The sequence below is a fragment of the Yimella radicis genome, assembly GCF_054778255.1.
Window position 1 is genome coordinate 109,643 of record NZ_BAAGZR010000006.1, and the last position, 23,600, is coordinate 133,242.

At 66.9% G+C, this 23,600-nt stretch carries 25 protein-coding genes and 1 riboswitch; of the genes, 12 read left to right on the forward strand and 13 right to left on the reverse strand.

What is annotated here, in order from left to right:
- Positions 1-8 precede the first annotated feature (8 nt).
- From ACYU8W_RS04270 to ACYU8W_RS04280, 3 genes are all read right to left on the reverse strand, one after another.
- Entirely contained in the window at positions 9-527 is a 519-nt protein-coding gene (locus ACYU8W_RS04270; RefSeq protein ID WP_499466915.1) for a type 1 glutamine amidotransferase domain-containing protein, read from the reverse strand.
- Positions 528-669: 142 nt separating this feature from the next.
- Positions 670-921, reverse strand: a complete 252-nt coding sequence (locus tag ACYU8W_RS04275) for a hypothetical protein (protein WP_141927134.1) — start codon at positions 919-921, stop codon at positions 670-672.
- A 64-nt stretch (positions 922-985) separates the two neighbouring features.
- A complete protein-coding gene (locus ACYU8W_RS04280; RefSeq protein ID WP_499466917.1) occupies positions 986-2,371 on the reverse strand; it encodes an amidase family protein in 1,386 nt (461 codons plus the stop codon).
- 82 nt (positions 2,372-2,453) lie between these two features.
- Between ACYU8W_RS04280 and ACYU8W_RS04285 the strand changes: the two genes are divergently transcribed.
- Both ACYU8W_RS04285 and ACYU8W_RS04290 read left to right on the forward strand, forming a co-directional pair.
- Positions 2,454-3,644 carry a thiolase family protein gene (locus tag ACYU8W_RS04285; RefSeq protein ID WP_499466919.1) on the forward strand — a complete coding sequence of 397 codons (1,191 nt, stop codon included), beginning with the start codon at positions 2,454-2,456 and terminating at the stop codon, positions 3,642-3,644.
- Between the two features lie 86 nt (positions 3,645-3,730).
- On the forward strand, positions 3,731-5,551 hold the full coding sequence (locus ACYU8W_RS04290) for an AMP-dependent synthetase/ligase (protein WP_499466921.1): 1,821 nt from the start codon (positions 3,731-3,733) through the stop codon (positions 5,549-5,551).
- 342 nt (positions 5,552-5,893) lie between these two features.
- On the opposite strand, the gene ACYU8W_RS04295 is transcribed toward ACYU8W_RS04290, so the two are convergent.
- The 5 genes from ACYU8W_RS04295 to ACYU8W_RS04315 form a co-directional block, all read right to left on the reverse strand.
- On the reverse strand, positions 5,894-6,910 hold the full coding sequence (locus ACYU8W_RS04295; RefSeq protein ID WP_129625395.1) for a CNNM domain-containing protein: 1,017 nt from the start codon (positions 6,908-6,910) through the stop codon (positions 5,894-5,896).
- Positions 6,907-8,328: a hemolysin family protein gene (locus ACYU8W_RS04300; protein ID WP_499466923.1), complete on the reverse strand. Its 1,422-nt coding sequence runs from the start codon at positions 8,326-8,328 to the stop codon at positions 6,907-6,909. Before ACYU8W_RS04300 ends, ACYU8W_RS04295 begins: the two co-directional genes overlap by 4 nt.
- Positions 8,329-8,557: 229 nt before the next feature.
- Positions 8,558-8,625: riboswitch (guanidine-III (ykkC-III) riboswitch) on the forward strand.
- 15 nt (positions 8,626-8,640) lie between these two features.
- Positions 8,641-10,092, reverse strand: coding sequence for a phytoene desaturase family protein (locus ACYU8W_RS04305; protein WP_499466925.1), 1,452 nt, complete (start codon positions 10,090-10,092; stop codon positions 8,641-8,643).
- Positions 10,085-10,225 (reverse strand): hypothetical protein, encoded by a 141-nt coding sequence (locus ACYU8W_RS04310; RefSeq protein WP_499466927.1) that lies wholly within the window; start codon positions 10,223-10,225, stop codon positions 10,085-10,087. The genes ACYU8W_RS04305 and ACYU8W_RS04310 overlap by 8 nt, the downstream gene beginning before the upstream one ends.
- Before the next feature lie 74 nt (positions 10,226-10,299).
- Positions 10,300-10,665 carry an SdpI family protein gene (locus tag ACYU8W_RS04315; protein WP_499466929.1) on the reverse strand — a complete coding sequence of 122 codons (366 nt, stop codon included), beginning with the start codon at positions 10,663-10,665 and terminating at the stop codon, positions 10,300-10,302.
- 222 nt (positions 10,666-10,887) lie between these two features.
- On the opposite strand from ACYU8W_RS04315, the gene ACYU8W_RS04320 reads away from it, so the two are divergent.
- The gene (locus ACYU8W_RS04320; RefSeq protein ID WP_499466931.1) at positions 10,888-11,967 is read left to right on the forward strand and encodes an FUSC family protein; all 1,080 of its coding nucleotides are present in this window, start codon (positions 10,888-10,890) and stop codon (positions 11,965-11,967) included.
- 5 nt (positions 11,968-11,972) lie between these two features.
- Here the strand turns inward: ACYU8W_RS04320 and ACYU8W_RS04325 are convergent, their stop codons facing one another.
- Positions 11,973-12,926 (reverse strand): succinylglutamate desuccinylase/aspartoacylase family protein, encoded by a 954-nt coding sequence (locus ACYU8W_RS04325; RefSeq protein WP_141927125.1) that lies wholly within the window; start codon positions 12,924-12,926, stop codon positions 11,973-11,975.
- Positions 12,923-13,402, reverse strand: a complete 480-nt coding sequence (locus ACYU8W_RS04330) for an ATP-dependent zinc protease family protein (RefSeq protein WP_129625402.1) — start codon at positions 13,400-13,402, stop codon at positions 12,923-12,925. The genes ACYU8W_RS04325 and ACYU8W_RS04330 overlap by 4 nt, the downstream gene beginning before the upstream one ends.
- Before the next feature lie 25 nt (positions 13,403-13,427).
- On the opposite strand from ACYU8W_RS04330, the gene ACYU8W_RS04335 reads away from it, so the two are divergent.
- Positions 13,428-14,627 carry a RimK family alpha-L-glutamate ligase gene (locus tag ACYU8W_RS04335; RefSeq protein ID WP_141927124.1) on the forward strand — a complete coding sequence of 400 codons (1,200 nt, stop codon included), beginning with the start codon at positions 13,428-13,430 and terminating at the stop codon, positions 14,625-14,627.
- On the opposite strand, the gene ACYU8W_RS04340 is transcribed toward ACYU8W_RS04335, so the two are convergent.
- On the reverse strand, positions 14,605-14,871 hold the full coding sequence (locus ACYU8W_RS04340) for a hypothetical protein (protein WP_499466934.1): 267 nt from the start codon (positions 14,869-14,871) through the stop codon (positions 14,605-14,607). The two genes, ACYU8W_RS04335 and ACYU8W_RS04340, sit on opposite strands and share 23 nt — an antisense overlap.
- A 400-nt stretch (positions 14,872-15,271) precedes the next feature.
- Between ACYU8W_RS04340 and ACYU8W_RS04345 the strand changes: the two genes are divergently transcribed.
- The 3 genes from ACYU8W_RS04345 to ACYU8W_RS04355 are packed head-to-tail and all read left to right on the forward strand — an operon-like array spanning position 15,272 to position 16,237.
- Positions 15,272-15,439 carry a hypothetical protein gene (locus ACYU8W_RS04345; RefSeq protein ID WP_168990206.1) on the forward strand — a complete coding sequence of 56 codons (168 nt, stop codon included), beginning with the start codon at positions 15,272-15,274 and terminating at the stop codon, positions 15,437-15,439.
- A 25-nt stretch (positions 15,440-15,464) separates the two neighbouring features.
- Complete coding sequence (locus ACYU8W_RS04350) at positions 15,465-15,887, forward strand: CrcB family protein (protein ID WP_499466936.1); 423 nt, start codon at positions 15,465-15,467, stop codon at positions 15,885-15,887.
- A complete protein-coding gene (locus ACYU8W_RS04355) occupies positions 15,884-16,237 on the forward strand; it encodes a fluoride efflux transporter FluC (protein WP_499466938.1) in 354 nt (117 codons plus the stop codon). The genes ACYU8W_RS04350 and ACYU8W_RS04355 overlap by 4 nt, the downstream gene beginning before the upstream one ends.
- A 7-nt stretch (positions 16,238-16,244) precedes the next feature.
- On the opposite strand, the gene ACYU8W_RS04360 is transcribed toward ACYU8W_RS04355, so the two are convergent.
- Complete coding sequence (locus tag ACYU8W_RS04360) at positions 16,245-16,754, reverse strand: MarR family winged helix-turn-helix transcriptional regulator (RefSeq protein ID WP_141927120.1); 510 nt, start codon at positions 16,752-16,754, stop codon at positions 16,245-16,247.
- A gap of 96 nt (positions 16,755-16,850) precedes the next feature.
- Between ACYU8W_RS04360 and icmF the strand changes: the two genes are divergently transcribed.
- Together icmF and ACYU8W_RS04370 are read left to right on the forward strand one after the other, a co-directional pair.
- Complete coding sequence (gene icmF, locus ACYU8W_RS04365; RefSeq protein ID WP_499466940.1) at positions 16,851-20,084, forward strand: fused isobutyryl-CoA mutase/GTPase IcmF; 3,234 nt, start codon at positions 16,851-16,853, stop codon at positions 20,082-20,084.
- A gap of 79 nt (positions 20,085-20,163) precedes the next feature.
- The gene (locus ACYU8W_RS04370; RefSeq protein WP_499466942.1) at positions 20,164-20,955 is read left to right on the forward strand and encodes a helical backbone metal receptor; all 792 of its coding nucleotides are present in this window, start codon (positions 20,164-20,166) and stop codon (positions 20,953-20,955) included.
- A gap of 2 nt (positions 20,956-20,957) precedes the next feature.
- Here the strand turns inward: ACYU8W_RS04370 and ACYU8W_RS04375 are convergent, their stop codons facing one another.
- A complete protein-coding gene (locus tag ACYU8W_RS04375) occupies positions 20,958-21,905 on the reverse strand; it encodes a phosphatase domain-containing protein (protein WP_499466944.1) in 948 nt (315 codons plus the stop codon).
- 92 nt (positions 21,906-21,997) lie between these two features.
- On the opposite strand from ACYU8W_RS04375, the gene ACYU8W_RS04380 reads away from it, so the two are divergent.
- From ACYU8W_RS04380 to ACYU8W_RS04390, 3 genes are all read left to right on the forward strand, one after another.
- Positions 21,998-22,420 (forward strand): fructosamine kinase family protein, encoded by a 423-nt coding sequence (locus tag ACYU8W_RS04380; protein WP_499466946.1) that lies wholly within the window; start codon positions 21,998-22,000, stop codon positions 22,418-22,420.
- A 195-nt stretch (positions 22,421-22,615) separates the two neighbouring features.
- Complete coding sequence (locus tag ACYU8W_RS04385; RefSeq protein ID WP_499466948.1) at positions 22,616-23,233, forward strand: hypothetical protein; 618 nt, start codon at positions 22,616-22,618, stop codon at positions 23,231-23,233.
- 133 nt (positions 23,234-23,366) lie between these two features.
- Positions 23,367-23,600: a hypothetical protein gene (locus ACYU8W_RS04390; protein ID WP_499466950.1), complete on the forward strand. Its 234-nt coding sequence runs from the start codon at positions 23,367-23,369 to the stop codon at positions 23,598-23,600.

The following is a 23,600-nucleotide window of genomic DNA, read 5'->3' on the forward strand; positions in this document are numbered from 1 at the left end:
GCGTGCGATCAATTCAAGGCGGAGAGTACGGCGTGCTGGAACGCCGGCAGGTCGTTGGGGTTGCGGCTGGTGATGAGATTGCCGTCGACCATGACGTCCTGGTCGACCCAGGTGGCACCGGCGTTCTCGATGTCCGTCTTCAGACTCGGCCACGAGGTCAGTGTCCTGCCCTTGACCACGTTTGCCTCAACCAATGTCCAAGGTGCGTGACAGATCGCTGCGACCGGCTTGCCGCTCGCCACGAAATCCTTGACGAACTGCACCGCGTCATCGTTCGTGCGTAGTTCGTCCGGGTTGGCCACTCCACCGGGCAGGACGAGCGCGTCGTAGTCGTCGACGCTCACGTCCTTTACCACCTTGTCGACCTTCTGTGTCTCGGTCTTGTCGAGGTGATTGAACAACTGAACGGTGCCGGACTCGGTGCTGATCAGTTCGGTGTCGTGACCTGCGTTGCGCAGGGCTTCCCACGGGTCGGTCAATTCGACGGCTTCGACGCCTTCGGTGGCTGTCAGGAATGCAACCTTCACGGCTGAGCACCTCCTGGGAAATCGATGAGGACTCGGGTCTTCGCCCGGTCGTTGGGCAAGGGTTACCGTATGGAGTTTTCGCGGACAAATGTCCGATGCTGCACTGATTCGGCACTAAATCACCCCGTGGGGTGGCACTGCCTCAGCGCTTGGCGTGCCGCTCGCGGAACGGCGGCAGTCCACCGTCGCGGGCGATCATCGCGAGCACTTCCGCAGGTGCCTCGGTTCCGCGCTTCTCGTGAGCCGCCTTGACCTTCTGGGCCCGCTCCAGCCGCAGCCGCGACTTCGGATCACCCTGGGTGGACACCTGCGCCGGGCCGAAGACGGTGAGGCCGGCGTACTCCAGCCGCCACAGCAACCTGTAGCCGATACTGAGTCCGGTCTTGTCCTTCACTGCGGCTACATCCTCTGAGTGTGGTGCGGGGCTGACCCGAGAATCCTACGTCGTGTCATGGTGCTCAGACGTACGGGACGAAGGTCGGCCCGGGCAGCCGGCCGGTGGACGCGTCGCGCGCCGCTTCGTAGGCGTGCCCGATCTCCAGCAGGGTCTGCTCGCTGTGTGCCGTGCCCCAGAACGTGACCGCCACCGGCAGGCCGACCGCCAGTTCGGACGCAACGGTGAGCAGCGGGTAGCCGGCCTGAGCGGACGGTGCGGTGCACGAACCCGAGACGTGCTCTTGGTTGACATGGTCGATCAGGAACGCCGGCGGGTAGGCGGGGGAGACCAACGCGTCCAGATCGTGCTCGCGCAGCACCGCGTCGATCCCGTCCTCGCGTCCCGCACGTCGACACCGGGCGAGCGCTTGCTCATACTGCGGTGACTCGATGTCGGGACCCTCGAGGGCCTTCTCGAACAGCGACTGGCCGAAGTACCGCAGCTCGCGATCGGCGTTGACCCTGTTGAACTCCACGACATCGGCGAGGTCACGCGGGCCCTGGCCGCCGCGGGTCGCCAGGTAGTCGGTGAGGTGCACCCGGAGTTCGGCGAGCAGCACGATCTCCTCGTCCGGCCAGCTGTACTCGGGCGCGAGATCGGTGTGGTCGATGATCGTCGCGCCGGCCCGGGAGAGCAGGTCGAGGGCGCGCTCCGCGGGCGCGTCCGCGTGGGCGCTGTAACCCCAGTAGGTCTTGCGCGGGACACCGATCCGCCTGCCGCGCAACGGTTTGTCGTCGGGCTCGGGGATGGCGTAGTCGTCAGCGGTCAGTACCGAGAGCAAAGCGGCCGACTGTGCGACGGTCGTGGTCATCGGACCGGGTGAGTCCTGAGAGACCGACACCGGTATGACCCCGGTCGTCGGCACCAGACCGACTGTCGGCTTGAGCCCGACGCACCCGTTGAACGCCGCCGGGCAGGTGATCGAGCCGTCCGTCTCGGTGCCGATCGCGAAGTCCGTGATGCCCGCACCCACCGCGGCGCCGCTGCCCGAACTCGACCCACCGGCGGAGCGGTTGAGCGCGTACGGGTTGCGGGTGAGCCCGCCATATCCGCTCCATCCACTGATCGAGTTCTCGTCGCGGATGTTCGCCCACTCACTCAGGTTGCTCTTGCCGACGATCACCATTCCGGCATCACGCAGACGGGTGACGAGAGCCGCGTCCCGCGCAGGGTTCGGCAGTTCGGCGAGCGCGAGGGAGCCGGCGGTGGTCGGCAGGTCGGCCGTGTCGATGTTGTCCTTCACCAGGACCGGGACGCCGTGCAACGGTCCGTGGGGTGCTTCGGCGTCACGTGCCCGTGCCTGGGTCGGAGCGTCGTCGGCCACCGTGCACACCGCTGCGATCTGTGGGTTCACCTCGGCGATGCGGGCCAGCGTTCGTTCGACCAGTTCGGCGCTCGTGGAACTCATACCGGCGATCGTCGCAGGTCTCGGTGCTCCTAAAGTCATCACCATCCGTCGATGTGATCGTTGCCGCGACAAGGAGCTCTCCATGGGCGCATCATTCGTCTACGACGCCGTTCGTACCCCCTTCGGTCGTTACGGCGGTGCGCTCGCCGGCACGCGCCCGGACGACCTCGCCGCACTGGTCGTCGGTGAACAAGCGCGGCGCGCAACGGCATTGGACCCCGAACGCATCGACGAGATCCTTCTCGGCAACGCCAACGGTGCGGGCGAGGAGAACCGCAACGTGGCGCGTATGGCCGGGTTGCTCGCGGGCCTACCGGTGGGCATTCCGGCCGCCGCGGTCAACCGGCTGTGTGGCTCGAGCCTGGACGCGGTGATGCTCGCCTCCCGTGCGATCGAGGTCGGCGATGCGGACGTCGTGATCGCCGGCGGCGTCGAGTCGATGAGCCGCGCACCGCTGGTGATGCCGAAGCCGGAGAAGCCCTTCCAGGCCGGAAACATGGACCTGGTCTCGACCACCCTGGGGTGGCGTCTGGTCAACAAGAGGATGCGACCGGAGTGGACGGTGTCCTTGGGTGAGGCGACCGAGCAATTGCGTGAGAAGCACGGCGTCACCCGTGACCGACAGGACGAATTCGCCGCTCGCTCACACCGTTTGGCGAACCGAGCCTGGGGCGACGGCTTCTTCGACAACCAGGTCGTTGCCGTTCCCGAGGTCGAGCTGACCCGTGACGAATCCATCCGTCCCGACACCACCGTCGAGAAGCTGGCCGGCCTGAAGACCTCGTTCCGCAAGGAGAACGGCACGGTCACCGCCGGTAACGCCTCGCCGCTGAACGACGGTGCGAGCGCGGTGCTGGTGGGGTCCGAGGCCGCTGCCGACCTGACCGGTCTGCAGCCGCTCGCGCGGATCGCCGGCCGTGGCGCGGCAGCGAACGAGCCGCAGTTCTTCGGGTTCGCGCCGGTGGAAGCTGCAAATCGCGCGCTCGCGAAGGCCGGCATCAACTGGTCGGACGTGTCCCTGGTGGAGTTGAACGAGGCGTTCGCCGCCCAGTCGCTCGCCTGCGTCGATGCCTGGGACATCGACCCCGAGATCGTGAACACCCACGGAGGCGCGATCGCGATCGGTCACCCGCTCGGCGCGTCCGGCGGTCGCGTGGTCGGCACCCTGGCCCGGGCGCTGCAAGCGTCGGGCCAGCGGTGGGGTGTAGCTGCGATCTGCATCGGAGTGGGTCAGGGACTGGCGCTCGTGCTGGAGAACGTCTCTGGCCGCTGACCGTCCGGCTCGGCCGCGACGTAGGTCCCATCCGTGTGGCGGCTAACCTGATTCGGCCGTTTCCAAACCGATCAGGGGGATCCCGAGTGAGCAGCAGTACGTCCGTCCGTGAGTTCGCGGTGGAGCAGGACTTCACCCTCGACGAGGACGGGATTCTCGCCCGCCTCCCGTGGCGTCGTGCTGCCGAGCGTCCGCAGCACACCAGCTTCGAGCGGTTCGAGAACGGACAGTGGCTGCCGGTCACCGCCGAACGCTTCCTGGCCGAGGTGAAGGCGACGGCCAAGGGACTCCTCGCGTCCGGCGTCGGTGCCGGCGACCGCGTCGCACTGATGGCCAACACTCGATATGAGTGGATCCTGCTCGACGCGTCCGTGTGGGCCGTCGGTGGCGCGACCGTACCGATCTATCCGTCGTCCTCGCCGTCGCAGGTCGAGTGGATCGTCCAGGACTCCGGTGCACGAATCCTGTTGGTGGAGGACGCGATTGCGCGCGACAACCTCTCCGGGGCCGACCTCGCTGATGCCGACATCATGGTCATCGACGACGGCGCTACCGGCCTCCTGCGTCGGCGCGGGGTGGACGTGCCCGACGACGCGATCGAGGCGCGCCTGGACGGTCTGACGCTCGACTCACCCGCCTCGATCATCTACACCTCCGGCACCACCGGACGCCCGAAGGGTTGCGTGATCACCCACCGCAGCCTGCTTGCCGAGGCGCGCGGTGTACTCGCCCACCCGATCGGTGAGTCGGTCGCCGGCTCCGGCAAGCGCACCCTGATGTTCCTGCCGCTCGCGCACGTGTTGGCGCGGGCCGTGACCTACGCGGCCTACGAGGGTCGCGCCACGATCGGGTTCTGGGGCGATTTCAAGACGATCGTGGACAAGTTCGGTTCCTTCAGGCCCGACATGATCCTGTGCGTGCCGCGGGTGCTGGAGAAGGTGCACGGCGGCGTCCGCGCGAAGGCTCTCGCCGGCGGACCGGTCAAGGCCGAGATCTTCCGTCGCGCCGAACGGGTCGCGATCGAGTGGAGCAAGTGCCAGGGCAACTCGGGTCTGGATGACGCCACGAAACCGTCGGTCCGGCTGCGCGCGGAGCACCGGCTGTTCGACAAGCTCGTCTACTCCAAGGTGCGCGAAGCGATGGGCGGACGCTGCTCGGTCGCGATCACCGGCGGTGGCGCGCTGGGGGAGACGCTCACCCACTTCTACCGCGGCATCGGGGTGCCCGCGTACGAGGGCTACGGCCTGACCGAGACCTGCGCGGCGATCACGGTGAACGGTCCGGGCGTGCAGCGCATCGGCACCGTCGGTCGACCGGTCGCCGGCAACGCGGTCCGGATCGCCGAGAACGGTGAGATCGAACTGCGCGGTCCGGTCGTGTTCGAGCAGTACTGGCAGAACTCGGACGCCACCCGCGATGCTTTCCACGACGGCTGGTTCAAGACCGGCGATCTTGGTGAACTCGACGCCGACGGTTATCTGCGGATCACCGGACGCGCCAAGGAGATCATCGTCACCGCCGGCGGCAAGAACGTCGCCCCCGGACCGTTGGAGGAGCAACTGCGCTCGCACGAGGTGATCGGTCACGCGATGCTCGTCGGCGAGGGACGCCCGTTCGTGTCGGCGTTGATCGCGCTCGATCCCGAGGGCGTCGCCGACTGGGCCTCGGCGAACGGCAAGCAGGTCGGCCCCGACCTCGCCTCCGACGACAAATTACGCGCCGAGATCCAGGTTGCCGTCGATGAGGCGAGCGCCGCCGTGTCCAAGGCCGAAGGCATCCGCAAGTTCGTCGTGCTACCCGACGACTTCACCGAGGAGACCGGCGAACTGACCGCCACGATGAAGATCAAGCGCCACGTCGTCGAGCAGAAGTACGCCGAACAGATCGAGTCGATCTACCGCGAGTAGAAACCTGACCCGGCGAACCCTGACCGCTGGTTGAGTACGCCGAACAGATCGAGTCGATCTACCGCGAGTAGAAACCTGACCCGGCGAAACCCGACCGCTGGTTGAGTACGCCGAACAGATCGAGTCGATCTACCGCGAGTGGAAACCTGACCCGGCGAAACCCGACCGCTGGTTGAGTACGCCGAACAGATCGAGTCGATCTACCGCGAGTGGAAACCTGACCCGGCGACTCCTGACCGCTGGTTGAGCCATGCGAATGAGGAACGAATTCGCATGCGCCGAAACCAAGGTGAGAATGAACGGCCACCCAGGTCGCCGGGTGGCCGTTCATGCATTCAAAGGTCAGTCGTGGGCCTCGACCCCGCGCGGGAACAAGCTCGGCAGGATGTCGGTCAACGTCAGCACACCGGCGAACCTCTCGCCGTTGCGGATGACCGCCAGTTGAGTGCTGGTCTCCCGCATGGTCGCGATGGCCTGGTGCAACGGAGTGGTGCGCTGGAACTCCACCACCGGACGCGCGAGAGGCCCGGCGAAGTCGTCCAACTCGACCCCGCTGAGGGTGTCGCGCACGTGCACGAACCCACGGACGTGGTCGCCGTCCTTGAGCAGCACCCGCAGGTGACCGCTGCGACGGGTCGCCTCCTGAACATCGCGCACGGTGGCGGAGCCGGCGACCGAGGTGACCTGAGCGCCCTTGCGCAACAGGTTGCCGACCGTGAGGTCCTCCAGGCCGAGGGCCTGGGTGATGGACGACTGGTAGCCGAGTTCGAGCGCGCCGACGTTCGCGGAGTGTTCGACCAGCGCGCGAAGAGCCTGCGGGTCACCGGCGATCGTCAGCTCGTCGACCGGCTCGACGCCACTACGGCGCACCAACCGGTTGGCCGACTCGTTCAGCAGGCGCAGCACCGGGCGGGTCAGCCACATGAAGGCGCGCATCGGGATGGCCAGCACGGTGGCCGACATCTCCGGGTGCGCGATGGCCCAGGACTTCGGCGCCATCTCACCGATCACCAGGTGCAGGAAGGTGACGATGATCAGCGCGAAGACGAACGCGAGCACGTCGGCGAACGTCGGTCCGAGCCCGACCGCCTCCAGCGGAGGCATCAACCAGTGGTGCACCGCAGGCTTGGTGATCGCACCGAGGGCCAGGGTGCACATGGTGATGCCGAGCTGGGACCCGGCCAACAGCAGCGTCAGTTCGCTGGAGTTGCGCAGCGCAGCGCGCGCCGCACGTGAGTTGGACGCGAGTTCTTCGAGGCGGTGCCTGCGCGCGGCCATGAGCGAGAACTCCGTCGCGACGAAGAACGCCGACAACACGATGATCGCGATGGTCGCAAGGACGACGGTGGTCGTGCTCATGCCCGTCCCTCCTCGTCCGCGGCTGCCCGCTCGACGCGGTCCGCCTCATCCTCGCGCTCCTCGCGGACCAGCGCGGGCTCCGGAAGGGTGAGTCGCACGCGGGTGGGCACGTAGTGCTCCACCTCCAGCACCTCGGCCCGCAGGACGTGCGGGTCGGTCGGCTCGTCGGCCACGAGATCGGCTGCGTCGATCGGTAGTTCGACGTCGACGATCACGCCTTCCTCCGGCAGCGAACCGTAGGCATCGATGATCAGGCCGGCGACGGTCTCGTAGTCGCCCTCGGGCAGGTCGATGTGCAGGGAACGCTCCACCTCGTCGACGTGGACATCACCGCCCATCACCCAGATTCCGTCGTCCGGTTTGGGTTCGTAGGACTCGTCCTCGGGGTCGTGCTCGTCGGTTAGTTCGCCGACGATCTCCTCGGCGAGATCCTCGACGGTGAGAATGCCGGTGAAGCCGCCGTACTCGTCCACGACGCAGGCGAGCACCTGGCGCTCGGCGTCCATCTGCTCGAGGGCGTCGGGCAGGTCCATCAGGGACGACAGCACCAACGGCGGCTTGGCGATGTCGGTGACCGGGGTCGCCAGGTCGACGACGTTCAACACGTCGACCAGGTGCACGACACCGAGGATGTGCTCCTCGTCGTCGAGCACGGGGTAACGGGTGTGCCCGGTCGACATCAGTTCGCGCACCTCGCCGACGGTGGCGGTGTCACGGACGACGTCGACGCGCGAGCGCGGCATCATCGCGTGCTCGACGTTCTGCCGCGGGAAGTCGATGATGCGGTCAAGCACGTTCGACAGTTCGGCCGACAGTTCGCCGCGTTCGCGCGACTCCTCGACGACGTGTTCCAAGTCGACCGCGGTGGCCGAGTGCTCGACGTCGTGCACCGGCTCGATGTTCAGCATGCGCAGGAAGAGCTCGGCCGCCTTGTCGAAGACCCAGATGATAGGGCCGAACACGGCCAGGTAGATCTTCGTCGAGCGCGACAGCAGCCCGGACATCTGGTCGGCACGCGCGATCGCGTAGTTCTTGGGGTAGAGCTCACCGAAGAGCATCTGGACGAAGGTGGAGAACAGCAGCGCCAGGATGCTGCCGATCGCGACCGAGACTCCCATCGTGAGGCCGCCGCGTTCCATCACCTCGCCGAGGGCCGAACCGATCAGCGGCTCGGCGACGTAACCCACGAGCAGTCCGGTCACGGTGATGCCCAGCTGCGCGCCAGAAAGCATGAACGAGGTGCGCTTGGTGATCTCCAGGGTGCGCTGCGCGCCCTCGTCCCCGGAGGCTGCCCGAGCAGCCAGCTTGGAACGATCGACCGCCATGTAGGCGAATTCCTGCGCGACGAAGTATGCGGTGACTGCGGTGATGAGCAGCACGACCACGATTCCGGCCAGCAGCGAGAGCGCGATGCTCATCGGCGGGCCTCAACCGGGTAGGAGGGGAAGGGGCCGGTATGCGGAGGTTGGTCGTCCATCGTCGTTTCTGGTGGGGTGACAGGTCGTTACACAGAGTACGGGCTGCCCGCTCCAACGCGGGCAGCCCGGCTCGGGTTCCTTCGTGGGATCCACGCGCCGCCGTCCGATTCCACGAAGGAACCCGAGCCGGGGCGAGTCGCCTGCCGGCGACAGATGTGAGACCTTCGAAGCAGAACCTCAGCGATGAGATTCCCGGACGAGGGGCGCCGTACCCGGACAGCGACAAGACGGCCCCTGGGGGCAAGCTCAAACTCACGCACTGAGCGAGGGCAGCGGAATGTTGTTGTCGTCCAACAGGGTTCGCGCGGCCCACCAGCCGGACATGCCGTGCACGCTGGGACCGGGCGAGGTCGCACCCGAAGCGATGTAAACGCCGTCCAACGGGGTTCGCCACGGGGTCGGCGATGCCACCGGGCGCTTGATCATCTGAGTCATCGTCACCGCACCGGAGGAGAAGTCGCCCCCGGCGAAGTTCGGGCTCACCGCACGTTCGAAGTCCGTTGCCCTGGTCGCCGTCGAAGCCAGGATCAGGTCGCGGAAACCGGGTGCATGCTCCTCGATCATCGCGGTGGCCCTCTCGGTGATGTCATGGTCGCTGGCGTACGGCACGTGCCCGTACGCCCACAGCACGTGCTTGCCTGCCGGTGCTCGCGACGGGTCGACCACGGTCGGTTGTACCAACAGGATGTACGGCCGGTCCGGGATGCGACCGCGCGCGACCTGACGCTCGGCGTCCGCGATCTGTGCGCGGGTGCCGCCGAGGTGAATGGTCGGCGTCTCGCGCAGCACCGGGTCGGTCCAGGGGATGGGACCGTCGAGCGCCATGTCGACCTTCGAGACGCCGTTGCCGTGCTTGAAGCGCTGAAGTGCACGCCGATACCCGGCGGGGAGCCGGTCGCCGGCGAGGCGCAGCAAGCCGGGCACCGCGACGTCCAGCACCGCCCCGTCGTACCCGTCCAACTCGCGCAGGTCGGTCACTTCGACACCGGTGCGGACGCGTCCGCCGTGATGCTCCAGGTCGGCGACGAGGGCGTCGGCGATCGCCTGCGACCCGCCGACGGGCAGTGGCCAGCCGGCGGCATGTGCAGTTGCGCTCAGCATCAGGCCGGCCCCCGCCATCGCCAGGCGTGGGTGCTGACCGATGGTGTGCGCGCTGCACCCGATGAGCATCGCCGGGGCGACTTCGTCGCGAAAACGCAACCCCCACAAGTAAGTTCCAAGCTCCAGCGAGCGTGCGCCGTAGATCGCGGGTCCGGCCAGGTGCTTCGGCACACCGATCAGCGGGCTGGTCGCGAACTGCGAGACCGCGTCGATCCGGTCGACGATCGGCCGCAGCAGGTCGCGGTACGCCTCGCCGTCGCGTCCACCGATCGCTTCGGCGGTGCGGTCGAGGTCGCGGTAGCCGCGGCCCGTGCGTCCGTCGGGCAGCGGGTGACCGAACGAGACCTCGGGCACGACGAGTTCGATCCGGTCGGTCAGCCCGAATGCCTGGAAGAACGGGCTCGCCAGTGCCATCGGGTGGACGGCGCCGGCCAGATCGTGCCGGAACCCGGGAAGGGTGATCTCGCGGGTGGCGGTGCCGCCGCCGACCCAGCCGTTCCGCTCGAGAACCTCGACCTCCAGGCCGGCCCGGGCCAGAGTGACGGCCGCAGCCAGACCGTTGGGCCCGCTGCCGACGACCACCACCCGCCGGCTGTCAGGCATCTGCAGCACCGGCCGTTGCACCGGTGGAGGTGGGTTGTTCGAGCACGAAGATCGCCGACTCGATCCACCCGATCCGTTCCACGAACCACTTCTCGACGGCCTTCGCCCGTTGCGGCAGGAAGGAATCAACCACACGGTAAGGGTATTGAGATTCGACCCGTACTGCACCGTCCGGGCATCAGCAGGCCTCCCGGACAGCCGCCGGCCTCAGTCGGTTGCATCGGCAGCCTCGCCGGCGGTCCGGGTCAGGGGCCATGCGGCCGCCAGTACGAAAACCTCGGGCGCGAACGCGACGACGGCAGCCGCGATCTTCCACCCAGGGATCAGGAGCAGCAAGCCGGCGACGGCGCAGATACCGGACGCAACGGTCAGGGATCGGGCCATCGGCCAGGCGGCCGTGTGCCCGGCCCGCCACGCGGCCTGGTTGCGCATCGTCCGCGCGGTGCGGATACCCGCCCACTGATTGGGCCTCAGCCGTCCGGTCACGGCGGCCCACGTCGTCCAGCCGATGGCGGCGGCCACCAGCAGATCGCACGCGACCAGGATCAACACCGCGATGGTCAACTCGTCCATGAGCTCCACGATTTCAGACGATTTCCCGGAGCCCGCACTTGGACGCGTGACTGATTCACTCATACCCACGGGTGGCCTCAATAGACGTGCCGAAGTCGAGGGCTGCACGGCCCCCATACGTCCGGTATCGGCTGGCATCGTCGATCCGATGCACCTCGGGGGTCGCACCATCAGACAGGGCCGCACTTGAACGACACGCAGCACCGCCGCAGAAGGGCGCGGGTGATCGAACGGATCCGCCGTCGAAGGGCGGACGACGTACGCCATCACCGCGGTAGGAACATCGCGAAGGTCAGCGGCATCAACCAGCATCCCTTGGTCGGGCTGACGATCAAGACCGGCGTCGCGTCCGCGGTTGCGTGGAAGCTGGGAAACCTGCTGCCACCCGAACTCGCGCAGTACTCCTACTACGCCCCGCTCGGCGCGCTCACCGTCATGTACTCCGTGCTCAGCGACTCCGTCAAGGAAGCCTTCAAGGCCGGGATCGCCTTCACCATCGGAGTCCTGGGTGCGCTGACGCTCTACAAGACGGCGCTGCCCAACGCCTTCAGTGTCGGCATCGCGCTCGGGGCGGGCATCCTGGTCGGCAAAGTCGCCCGGTTGGGCGCGCAGAGCACGTGGGTTCCGTTGGCGGCGCTGTTCGTCTTCACCGCCGGGCGCAACGACCTGAACGACTACACGCTCGGCTACCTGCTGCAGATCACGCTCGGCATGGTGGTGGGTCTCGTCGTCAATGCCACTGTCTTCCCCTCCCTCGGATTGCATGACGTCGAACGCCACGCGATGGTCGTGCGTACCGACATCGGGGATTCACTGCAGGCCTTCGCCGACCACTTCCGTCATCCCACGCCGCAGACGGAGGAACAGTTGCGCACGTCCTGTCTGCAGGGACTGCCGGCGTCCGCCGCGGTTCTTCGCGAATTGGGTGAGGAGGCCGGGCGTGCGGGACGCGGCAACTTCCGGAGGGCGCGGTGGGACCGGGTTCGAGCCGATGTCCTCGGGCTCAAGGAGGCGACGCAGGCGTGCGCGCTGTTGCTCGAAGACCTTGCTCGCGAGGTGCTCGAGGACGGACTCGAGACCGTCGCGGACGATCAGCGCCGTGCGTTGGGCGACGCCGCGGCTGCGGTGAAGACCGCGATCGACAACGCCCAGTTCGCGGTCGTGCCAGGTGAACGGGCGCGGGCGGCGAACGAGTTGCTCGACGCGAGCATGCGGGACGAGGCTCCGTACATCGCCGAGCGGATCACCCAGTCGCTGCGCCGCTGCGTGCGGTTGGCCGCCGCATGGGTCGACGAGACCTGATCGGCTCAGACGATGGTGGCGATGTGCACGAGCGCATCGCCGGAGTTCACCAACGGTGCCTCGGTGTGGCCGACGATGATGCCGTCGCGGTCGGCGTACACGGCGCGCAACGTCTTGCCGAACGAGTCGTAGAGCGCACCGAGCCGCTCGCCGAGGGCGACGTGTTGTCCCAGGTGTGCGTCCAGGCGCAGGATCCCGGTGCGGCGAGCGCGCACCCAGCCGCTGCCACGGCACTCGATGGACGGCGTGGGCGGTTCGCCCTCGAAGGGATCGATCATCCCCATCCCCGCCAACACCCGTCGGACGCCGACCACGCAGGGTTCGATCGCCCAGTCGTCCAGGCGCAGGGGCGCACCTGATTCGACGAGCAGGACGCGCGCGCCGCGCTCGCCGGCGACGTGCCGCAACGACCCGTCGCGGATCTCGGAGTGCATCATCGCCGGTGCCGCGAAGGCCGTGGCGAGTTCGCGGGTGCGGGCGTCGTCGAGGTCCGCGCGCACCTGCGGCAGGTTGGTGCGCCGGTCGGACGCGGTGTGCAGGTCGATGCCGACCTCGCACTTGGCGACGACCTCCTGCAGGAACAGGTGCGCGATGCGTCCGGCGAGCGAGCCGCGGGCGGACCCGGGGAAGCTGCGGTTGAGGTCGCGCCGGTCGGGCAGGTAGCGGTCGCCGGCCAGGAAGCCGTGCACATTGACGACCGGGACGGCGATCAGCGTGCCGCGAAATTCCTTGGGGTACAACGAGGCCAGCACCTCACGGATGACCTCGACCCCGACCACCTCGTCGCCGTGGATCGCCGCGTTGACCCAGACGACCGGGCCGTCCTCCTTGCCGTGCACCACGCGGATCGGCAGCGAGACCTCGGCGCCGGTGACCAGCCGGGTGATCGGCAGTTCGGTGTTCTTCGTGCTGCCCGGGCGGACGCGGACGTTGCCGATCGCGAACGACTCGCGCTTCATGCGTGGCCCCGGTTGCGTCGCCGGGTCTGCAGCGACGGGCGTCCGCCGTAGTAGGAGTGGCCGGAGTCGACCAGGAAGCCCTGGCGCAGCGCTTCGCGGCCGACAAGCATCCGGAAACCCATCTCGTCACGGTCGGTGAGTGTGAACTCGGCGGGGATCCTGCGGTCGGCGATCGACAGCGTGGTGGAGACGACGATGCGGCGCTGGATCTGCCCGTTGGAACTGCGGATGTCACGGCGGTCGTGCACGGGGAGTTCGGCCGCGACGATGTCGTCGGTGGACTTCTGCCAGGGCCGAACGTCGAAGCGCACCCAGTCGACGCCGTCCCGTTCGAACTCCTGCACCTCGTACGCGTGGATCGAGGAGGTGCGCGCGCCGGTGTCGAGTTTGGCCTTCACCCAGTCGACTCCGAGGTCGGGCAGGCAGACCCACTCGCGCCAGCCGACGGTGAGGTTGGACTCGCTGGGCGCTGGCACCCGGACAGTGTGGCAGGGTGCCACCGTGAAACTCGCGATTCTGTCCCGTGCGCCGCGTGCTTATTCGACCCAACGCCTGCGAACCGCTGCCCTCGAACGCGGGCACGACGTGAAGGTGCTCAACACGCTCCGCTTCGGAATCGACCTGTCGAACGACGAACCCGACCTGCAGTTCCGTGGTCGCCGATTGTCCTCGTACGACGCGGTATTGCCGCGCATCGGTGCTTCGATCACCTACTTCGGTACGGCTGTCGTGCGCCAGTTCGAGCAGATGGACGTCTACACGCCCAACACCGCGAACGGCATCAGCAACAGCCGCGACAAGCTGCGCGCCACGCAGATCCTGTCGCGGCACAACATCGGCATGCCGGCCACCTTCTTCGTGCGCAACCGCGCCGATGTGAAGCAGGCGATCGAGCAGGTCGGCGGCGCTCCCGTCGTGATCAAGCTGCTCGAGGGGACGCAGGGCATCGGCGTGATCCTGGCGCCGGAGGTCAAGGTGGCGGAGGCGATCATCGAGACCTTGCAGTCGACCTCGCAGAACGTGCTGATCCAGGCCTTCGTCAAGGAGAGCAAGGGGCGCGACATCCGGGCGCTGGTCGTCGGTGACCGTGTCGTCGCTGCGATGCGCCGGACGGCTCAGGGCGATGAGTTCCGCTCCAATGTGCACCGTGGTGGCTCGGTCGAGGCCGTCGAACTCGATCCGGAGTACGAGGCGACTGCTGTTCGTGCGGCGCAGATCATGGGTCTGCGGGTGGCCGGTGTCGACATGCTCGAAGGCAATGACGGGCCGTTGGTGATGGAGGTCAATTCCTCACCCGGGTTGCAGGGCATCGAGACCGCGACCAGGCTCGACGTCGCCGGCGCGATCATCGACTTCATCGGCGACCAGGTCGACTTCCCCGAGATCGACGTCCGCCAGCGGCTGGCCGTCTCGACCGGGTACGGCGTCGCCGAGCTGGCAGTGCACTCCGGCTCGGAGATGGTCGGAAAAGCGTTGCGGGACAGCGGTTTGTCCGACCGCGACATCACTGTTCTCACCCTGCACCGCGGCACCTCGGTCACCCCGTCGCCGCGTCCGGGCAAGGTGCTGGAGGCCGAGGACCGTCTGCTCTGCTTCGGCAAGCTGGAGGAGATGCGCTCCATGATCCCCGAGCGCCCCAAGCGCCGCCGCCGCGTCAAGAAGCTCGCCCAGAAGGCCATCACCGCTGCCGAGAACCCCTGACCAACGCTGGGTGAGCCCCCGAGTACCGACGCACGATCTGTCGGATCTGTTTCTTGTTCGCGGCCCGTTGTTGATCCAGCACCAGGATGTCTTGGGCGTACTCGGTAGCCAGTTCACGCAGGATGGTCATGTCCAGGGGTTCGTAGCGTGGTCGCCAGGTCGCGACCTGCCCCAGTTGGGCGATCGTGAGCGCGTGCCGGGCATCCGTACCGAGCGCGGTCGCGTGTAACAGCGCGGTGAGCATGTTGATCGTGACGGTGCGGCGCCGTTCCAACTCCGTCCAGGACTGCTCCGGTCCCGGGATGGATCACGGCGTAGTGGTGCGTGGCGGCGTGGGTGTCCACCCCGATGACGTACTGGCAGATGTCTGCCACGATGGTTGAGCTCCCAAGGACCGCTGGTTGAGCTCCGGAGTACCGCTGGTTGAGCCGGGGACTGAGGAACGAAGTCCCGCGCGCCGATACCTCTCGCGTTCACGAAGCAACTCGATCGAGATCAGACGCTGGTCGAGCTCCCGAACACGCTGGTCGAGCCCTGCCCACACCGCTGGTTGAGCCCTACGGATGAGGAACGAATCCGTAGGCGCCGAAACCAAGGTGACGTTCATCCGGACCAGCCACAACAGTCCGAACTACCGTGTTCACGTGCACCTCGAATTCGACGCCGAAGCCGGTCGCCGCACACCGAGGGGCTTGATCATGATCGTCCCGATTTTCGGCGACGAGCCGGTCGGCGGCGTCGATGATCCGGCGGTGCTGCGTATGGAGCGAGCCGTCCGCGCGTCCGCGGCGACGCCTTCGCCTGTGAAGTGAGCACCCGGCTGGATAGCCTTCCCGGGTGAACCGCCAGCCACCCGATACGGACGCCGCCGCAGTTCGTTCCGACCGGCTGGTGCTCCCGGCGCTGGTTTTCGTCGGTGGTTCCGCCGGCACGACCGCGCGTGCACTGCTGAGTGAGCGGTTCCCGATGCGGGCGGACGGCTGGCCGTGGACCACCTTCGTCATCAACGTGCTCGGTGCGCTTCTGCTCGGCCTTCTGCTCGGGGTGCTTGCGCATCTCGCCGACGACAGCGGTGCACGCCGACGAGTTCGGTTAGGACTCGGGACGGGTCTGTTGGGCGGATTCACGACCTACAGCGCCTTCGCGGTCGAGGTGGTGGAGCGTGACCTGGGCGCCGGTCTTGCCTATGCGACCGCGAGCGTCGTGGCCGGAGTGCTCGCCGCAGGGATCGGGCTCCGACTGCCGGGCATGAACCGATGATGCTTTGGATCGCCCTCGGGGGAGGCACTGGCGCACTCCTGCGTTGTGTGCTCGACACCTGGATCGCCGCGCGGGTGCGAGTGAGGGTCTCGGTCGGCACTCTGGTCATCAACTTGCTCGGATCGTTCGTGCTAGGCCTGCTCGTCGGTCACTTCGGACACGCTTCGGAGGCCACGAAGGTGCTCGGTACGGGTGCCATGGGCGGGTTCACCACGTTCAGCGCGGCGTCTGTGGAGTCGGCCCGGCTGCTGCTCGCGCCGAAGGTGCACTGGGCGGGCGTCGTGCATGCGCTCGGGATGGTCATCGGGTCAGTTTTGGTCGCCGCGCTCGGCCTGTGCGTCGGCGGTTGAGTTGTGCTCAGAAATCGCCTGCGGCAGAACGCATCCGGGCGATGATCGACACGAGTGACTCGAGGTCGTCGCGGTCGAGTTCCGGTCGGCCGAAGACCTGCTCGTTGAGCGCAGCCGTCGCTTCTTGCGCGAGTGAGCGTCCTTCTGGTGTCAGTGCCACGATGAACGCGCGCCGATCGTCGGGGTGCGTGGTACGGGTGACGAGCCCGGCCTGCACCAACCGGTCGACCGCGTTGGTGACGGACGTCGGGTGCACCTGCAGGCGGGATGCGATCAGCTTCATCGGCAGGCTGCCGCGACGACTGAAGGTCAGCAGCATCAGCACCTCGTAGCGGGCGAACGTCACGCCGAACGGCTTCAGCACCGCATCGACTCGGGCCGAGACGATCTGTTGTGCCCGCATGATCGAGGTGACTGCCGCCATGCCCGGCGCAGCATCGGCCCACCCGCGATCCACCCACTGATCCCGCGCGACCCCGATGGGGTCGGCAGCGAGGCGGGCGGGTGCTTCGGTCATGGATCGAGAGTAGATCAAACTCGCGTTGACGTCCATTAATAGGAAGTCATACTATTTTGCGAGAGCTGAGTCACGTCCACGCACCCGGAGGACCCCATGGCCGACACCAAGCCTGAACTGCACAAGCCGGAGCACCACGTCCGGATCGTTACTGCCGCAAGCCTGTTCGACGGCCACGACGCCTCGATCAACATCATGCGGCGGATCATGCAGACGCAGGGTGCGGAGGTGATTCACCTGGGCCACAACCGTTCGGTGCAGGAAGTCATCGACGCTGCGCTCGAGGAAGACGCGCAGGGCATCGCGGTCAGCTCCTACCAGGGTGGCCACGTCGAATACTTCGAGTACCTCGTCGATCTGCTCAAGCAGGCGGGCGCCGAACACGTGAAGGTCGTCGGTGGCGGCGGCGGCGTCATCGTGCATGACGAGATCGACCGCCTGCGCAAGGCCGGCGTCACGATCTTCTCGCCCGAGGACGGCCAGCGCATGGGCCTGGTCGGAATGATCAATTCTGTTGTCGCCGACTGTGATTACGACCTCTGGCAGCTGGGCCGGGCCGATCTGGACGCAGTGCTGTCGGGTGATCGTGCAGCCATCGCGCGAGCGATCACCGGCGCGGAGCAGGGTGCGCTCTCCGCCGAGTTCGTCGACGCGATCAACCAGGCTGCGGCCAAGCGTCCGGTGCCCGTGCTCGGCATCACCGGCACCGGTGGTTCTGGAAAGTCTTCTCTGACAGACGAACTCGTGCGCCGCATGCGCCTCGACCAGCAGGACAAGCTGCGGGTCGCGGTGCTGGCCATCGACCCGACGCGTTCGCGCGGCGGTGGTGCATTGCTCGGCGACCGCATCCGGATGAGCTCGCTCGACGGTGACCGTATCTTCTTCCGGTCGCTCGCCACCCGTGGCAACAACCAGGTGCCCGAGCACCTCGACCAGATCATCGCGCTGACCAAGGCGTCCGGTTTCGACCTCGTCATCCTCGAGACTCCCGGTGTGGGCCAGGGCGATTCGGCGATCATCGACCATTCCGACGTGTCGATGTACGTGATGACTCCGGAGTTCGGCGCCTCCAGCCAGCTGGAGAAGATCGACATGCTCGACCTGGCCGACGTGGTCGGGATCAACAAGTTCGAACGCCGTGGGGCCGAGGACGCGTTGCGCGATGTCGGACGCCAGATGGTGCGCAACCGTGAGGCTTTCGGCAAGAAGCCCGAGGACATGCCGGTCTACGGCACCTCGGCGGCCACCTTCAATGACGACGGCGTGACCGCGCTCTACCAGGAGCTGCGAAACCTGCTGTCGGAGAAGGGAATGCACGTCGAGGACGGCGTGCTTCCGCAGGTCGACACCAAGCAGTCGACCCGGATCGCCACGATCGTGCCGGCGTCCCGCGTCCGCTACCTCTCCGAGATTTCAGAAACGGTACGTGACTATCACTCCGACACCGCGAAGTTCGCCAAGGCGGCAGCCCGTGCGCAGCGTTTCGAACTGGTCGCCGGCGAACTCGGCGAGGTGCCGCACAGTGTCGCCGAGCTGATGGAGAAGGCGCAGCAGGACGTGCCCGACGAGATCTCCAAGGCGCTGGTGAAGTGGCCGAGCATCGTCGAGTCCTACTCCGGCGATGAGCAGGTCGTGAAGATCCGCGACCGCGAGATCGTCAACAGACTCACTCGGGAATCGCTGTCCGGCAACAAGATTCCGCGCGTCGCGCTCCCGCGCTTCGACGACCACGGCGAGCTGGTGAAGTTCCTTCGCCGGGAGAATCTGCCGGGCTACTTCCCGTACACCGCCGGCGTCTTCCCGTTCAAGCGGGAGGGTGAGGATCCTGCCCGCATGTTCGCCGGCGAGGGCGACCCGTTCCGCACGAACCGCCGCTTCAAGCTGCTGTCGGAAGGCCAGCCGGCCACCCGCCTGTCGACCGCGTTCGACTCGGTGACCCTGTACGGGCGCGACCCCGACGAGCGTCCCGACGTCTACGGCAAGGTCGGCACGTCCGGCGTCTCGATCGCGACGTTGGACGACATGAAGGTGTTGTACGGCGGATTCGACCTCGTCTCGCCCACGACGAGCGTGTCGATGACGATCAACGGCCCGGCGCCGACGATTCTCGCGTTCTTCCTCAACACGGCCATCGACCAGCAGGTCGACGCATTCACCGAGCGTGAAGGCCGTGAGCCGAACGATGACGAGCGCAAAGAACTCGCGGCGTACGCCGTCGCGAACGTGCGCGGCACCGTCCAGGCCGACATCCTCAAGGAAGACCAGGGCCAGAACACCTGCATCTTCTCCACCGAGTTCAGCCTGAAGATGATGGGCGACATCCAGCAGTGGTTCATCGACCACCAGGTGCGCAACTTCTACTCGGTCAGCATCTCCGGCTATCACATCGCCGAGGCCGGCGCGAACCCCATCAGCCAGCTGGCGTTCACGCTCGCGAATGGGTTCACCTACGTCGAGAGCTACCTCGCACGGGGCATGGACATCGACGACTTCGCGCCCAACCTGAGCTTCTTCTTCAGCAACGGCATGGACCCCGAGTACTCGGTGCTCGGCCGTGTCGCCCGCCGTATCTGGGCGGTGGCGATGAAGGAGAAGTACGGCGCGAACGACCGCAGCCAGAAGTTGAAGTACCACGTGCAGACGTCCGGCCGGTCCCTGCACGCACAGGAGATGGACTTCAATGACATCCGCACCACGCTGCAGGCGCTCATCGCGATCTACGACAACGCGAACTCGTTGCACACCAACGCTTATGACGAGGCTGTCACCACGCCGACCGAGGAGTCGGTGCGTCGTGCGCTCGCGATCCAGTTGATCATCAACCGTGAGTGGGGTCTGGCGATGAACGAGAACCCGCTCCAGGGATCGTTCATCATCGACGAGCTCACCGACCTCGTCGAGGCGGCGGTGCTGAAGGAGTTCGACCGCATCACCGAGCGTGGCGGCGTGCTCGGCGCGATGGAGACCGGCTACCAGCGCGGTCGCATCCAGGACGAATCGATGCTCTACGAACACCGCAAGCACGACGGCTCGCTGCCGATCGTCGGCGTCAACACCTTCCGCAACCCCAAGGCCGACGACGGCACGCCGAAGCACATCGAACTCGCCCGCGGCACCGAGACCGAGAAGCAGGGTCAGCTCACCCGCGTCCGCGAGTTCCAGCAGCGGCACCAGGGCGAGTCCAAGCAGGCGCTGGACGAGTTGCGTGCCGCAGCGGTCAACGGCGACAACGTGTTCGACGTGCTGATGCGCGCCGCGCGGGTGTGCTCGCTGCAGCAGATCACCGAGGCGTTCTTCGAGGTGGGCGGTCAGTACCGGCGCAACGTCTGACCAGCCTCTACACCCGTAGTCAACGGAAGTGGTCGTGATCGCGACCACTTCCGTTCGCGCGCTGAGTAAGGTCGGGCGGGTGCGAACACAGATCGACGATCTCGGATTCCACGGCGACCTCCCCGACGAGGTCCAACGAGTCGTCAGCCTCGTCCCCTCCCTCACCGAAGCGATCGCGGCGACCCGTCCACAGGCTCTGGTCGGTGCCACCGACTGGTGCACCCATCCCGTGGACCTCGATGTGCCGCGCGTCAGAGGCACGAAGAACCCCGACGTTGCGGCCATCGCCGAGTTGGCACCCGACCTGGTGGTCGCCAACAAGGAAGAGAACCGCGAGCTCGACGTGAAGCGCCTGCGGGATAAAGGGATTGCAGTCTGGGTGACCGACATCGAGACCGTGCCGCAGGCGCTGGACTCGATGCGCCGATTGTTCACCGAAGCTCTCGGCTGGGGGTCACCCGGCTGGATGGACGAGGCCGACGCTCTGTGGCGAATGTCCGCAGGACGCGCGGGTGAGGTCGGCGGTTCTGCGGACACTCGGCGAGTGGTTGTGCCGATCTGGCGCGATCCGTGGATGGTGGTCGGGCGGCCGACGTACACCGCCGACCTCCTCCAGTGCCTCGGCTGTGACGTGGTCGTTCCGGACGGCGCCGAGGGCAGATACCCGCACGCCGACCTGGCCGATCTCGACGACCCGAGCCGCGCGGATCTCGTGCTGCTGCCCGACGAGCCGTACGTCTTCACCGCCGACGACGGCCCGGAGGCCTTCGTCGAGGTTCCCACGGAACTGATCAGCGGCCGGTTGATCACCTGGTACGGACCGGCGATGGTCGAAGCAGCTCGCACTCTTCCCGCCGTGCTGCGGCGCTGACGTCACCCCAGCGCGAGCGCCTCGTCGGCGTCGCGCTGCAACAACTTCCTGGTCGAGGCCTCCTGTTCGGCGGTCTCCCAATCGATGTCGTCGAGCGCGGCAAGTGATTCTGTGACAACCCGTTTCACGTTGTGGGGCGAGACCAGGCCGAGGCTGTACGCCTTCATGGCTGCACCGACGTATGTCTCGAAAACGTGGACTCCGCATGCCGCCAACTCCTCGCGTCGAGCGGCCGGGGTGTCGACGACATCATGGATGAACACCGCCGACACGGCGTCCGGATAATCGGTCCGGACGCGTTGTCCGACCAGGACGTCGCCCTGGCCGGAGTCACCGACGAACACGACGCCGTACTCGGGGAAGAGCTTGCGGTAGTGCGCGAAGTTCGCCACCTTGCCGTCCGCCATGGCGTCCTTCGAGTGAAGGTTCATCAGGCTGCCGGCCAGCAGGGATGAACTCGCGACCCCCGCTTTGCGCAGCACGTCCTTGGAGTTCGATTCGATGAGACCGAACGCGATCTCGGGCCGCGCGGTCAGGAACGTGAGGTCGCCGCGTGACCACGGCGACTCGGTGGGACCGTCGTCCAGGGCCTGCAGGAAGGCCAGCGACCCGGGAACCAGGAAGTGGCCGCGGGGGTAACGCGTCTCGTGGATCATCGGGAAGACGGTGTCGTCGATGTCCGACAGCACCTTCACCCCGAGTCGCCCGAGTGGCTCGGCCTGCGCCGCGAAGTGATCGAGGACCCGTTCGCGCACCGACTCGTCGTCGATGTCGCCGAAGATCAGTTCCTCGAGGTCGTGATGATCGTCGCGCCGGTTGAGCGCGTTCTTCAGCTGCGTCAGTTCCTCGCCGTGCACGGAACAGAAGATGTCGACGATCTCCCGCTCCTCGTGCCGTCGCGTCCACCCCTCCTGCAGCCGGCGGATCCGGTCGACGTGCTCTTCGCTCACTGCGTTCCTCCCGAGAGTGGACGTGCCCGTTCGATGATGTCGTGCTCGGTGGCGCAGGTGTGGCTGCAGCCCGTCGATGTCAGGCTTGGTCGATGTTCCGTAAGCAGAGCGCCTCCGCGCCGACCGGCTTCTTTCGTTGGGAAGCCGCCGGTCTGCGCTGGCTCGAGGACGCCGCCGGCGCGACGGTCGTCGATGTGCTGGACGTGCGCGAGCATCACCTCGACCTCGTCGAGCTCACCGAGGTGGCTCCGACGGCGCGGGCGGCTGAGGAGTTCGGACGCGCCCTCGCCCGCACACACGATGCGGGAGCGGATGCGTTCGGTTCACCCCCGGACGGTTGGGAGGGGGACGGCTACTTCGGCCCACTGTCGGAACCGATCCCTTTGGAGCTCAAGCCGACACTGGGTTGGGGCGAGTTCTACGCGCAGCAGCACGTCGGACTGCCTGATAGCGCGCCGCGGGCCACGCCGGAACCGTTGCGGCGCGGCGGTCATCCGATGGTGGTGCGCCACTAACGTGCACATCTTCGGAAAGGGGCCCACGAAATGCCGGCAATCGATCGACTCGTGATCAACGTCGAGCATCCGTCGCAGACCGAGATTCGCGCCGTTTCCGGGGGCATGTCCGTCGGTCGGCCACATTTCATCGCCGAGCCGCGTATCAGCGGTCGGCCAAGGCCGAGACCGTCGGCTGGAAATGTCCTTGTCGTCGTGCACAAGGGAGAACACCACCGGGTTCGCCGCAGCGCTCTGATCCTTCAGACGGGCCTGGACGACCCGAGGTGTCGACGCCTCACCGAGGACTGGTGGCGCGCAATCGAATTGCATGACATCGACCGGCTCGGTGTGATCGTCGATTTCGTCCTCGACCCGAACCGTCCGCCGTTTGCGCAGCACACGGAGCGCGTAGGAATGGCTTGGAGTCTCCCCCGCGGAACAGCGGCCGCACGCGCTGCCAGGAGCCCCTGGGACTTTGCCGCGGAAGTGCTCGATGCGGCAGGGCGATCGAGCGACGCCGCACTGGTTCAACAGGTGCGTGGACGGATCGACGCTCTCCCCGTCACCGAGCAGCAGACAGCGACCTTCGCCGCCCGCACCATTGCAGAGGCCTACGCCATCGTCGGGCAGCTCTCACCCACGGCCAGAAGCTTCGTGGATGAGCTGGGACGCTCGCCGCAACAGGACGTGGACGAGGCGGTCGATGCTGCTCTGTGCCGCCTGCGGGTGGCGCTCGCCGAGGCGCACAAGAGTGATGTGCACAAGCTGCGGGTGCTGCGAACCTACGCGCAACGGTGGCGTCCGGACGCAGATCCTCTGAACCTCGACTGAGTCCTCACTCTGGCGGTCCGCATGTGGTCGGGGCCTGCCGTCCCTGCATTCAGGGTCGTGCAGACTTCGACCTTGCGGCGTGCGCTCACGAACTTTCGGCGAGACTGAGCGCACCGACGGAAGGAAGCCCGAGATGTCCCGCAAGATTGCGACCGCCGACCGACGTCTACTGCAGGAGGTGCTCGATTTCGTCCGCTCCCGGCCCACCATGGTGCGCACCACGTTCCGCCGCGACGGCTCGCTGCAGAGTTCGCCGGTGACCCGTGGCGTCGTCGACCAGGGCAAGTCGCGCATCCGGATCACGATCGACCGCACCGGCCCGATCGCCACCGGTGGCTTCCCGCCGCACCTCGCCGACAAGGACTGA

What these genes read in the sequence shown, in the direction of transcription:
- ACYU8W_RS04355 (WP_499466938.1), top strand. Translation starts at nt 15,884, where the DNA reads ATGATGCTTTGGATCGCCCTCGGGGGAGGCACTGGCGCACTCCTGCGT.
- ACYU8W_RS04315 (WP_499466929.1), bottom strand. Translation starts at nt 10,665, where the DNA reads ATGGACGAGTTGACCATCGCGGTGTTGATCCTGGTCGCGTGCGATCTG.
- ACYU8W_RS04295 (WP_129625395.1), bottom strand. Translation starts at nt 6,910, where the DNA reads ATGAGCACGACCACCGTCGTCCTTGCGACCATCGCGATCATCGTGTTG.
- ACYU8W_RS04340 (WP_499466934.1), bottom strand. Translation starts at nt 14,871, where the DNA reads ATGCTCACCGCGCTGTTACACGCGACCGCGCTCGGTACGGATGCCCGG.
- ACYU8W_RS04285 (WP_499466919.1), top strand. Translation starts at nt 2,454, where the DNA reads ATGGGCGCATCATTCGTCTACGACGCCGTTCGTACCCCCTTCGGTCGT.
- ACYU8W_RS04390 (WP_499466950.1), top strand. Translation starts at nt 23,367, where the DNA reads ATGTCCCGCAAGATTGCGACCGCCGACCGACGTCTACTGCAGGAGGTG.
- ACYU8W_RS04360 (WP_141927120.1), bottom strand. Translation starts at nt 16,754, where the DNA reads ATGACCGAAGCACCCGCCCGCCTCGCTGCCGACCCCATCGGGGTCGCG.
- ACYU8W_RS04380 (WP_499466946.1), top strand. Translation starts at nt 21,998, where the DNA reads ATGTTCCGTAAGCAGAGCGCCTCCGCGCCGACCGGCTTCTTTCGTTGG.
- ACYU8W_RS04300 (WP_499466923.1), bottom strand. Translation starts at nt 8,328, where the DNA reads ATGAGCATCGCGCTCTCGCTGCTGGCCGGAATCGTGGTCGTGCTGCTC.
- ACYU8W_RS04280 (WP_499466917.1), bottom strand. Translation starts at nt 2,371, where the DNA reads ATGAGTTCCACGAGCGCCGAACTGGTCGAACGAACGCTGGCCCGCATC.
- icmF (WP_499466940.1), top strand. Translation starts at nt 16,851, where the DNA reads ATGGCCGACACCAAGCCTGAACTGCACAAGCCGGAGCACCACGTCCGG.
- ACYU8W_RS04305 (WP_499466925.1), bottom strand. Translation starts at nt 10,092, where the DNA reads ATGCCTGACAGCCGGCGGGTGGTGGTCGTCGGCAGCGGGCCCAACGGT.
- ACYU8W_RS04325 (WP_141927125.1), bottom strand. Translation starts at nt 12,926, where the DNA reads ATGAAGCGCGAGTCGTTCGCGATCGGCAACGTCCGCGTCCGCCCGGGC.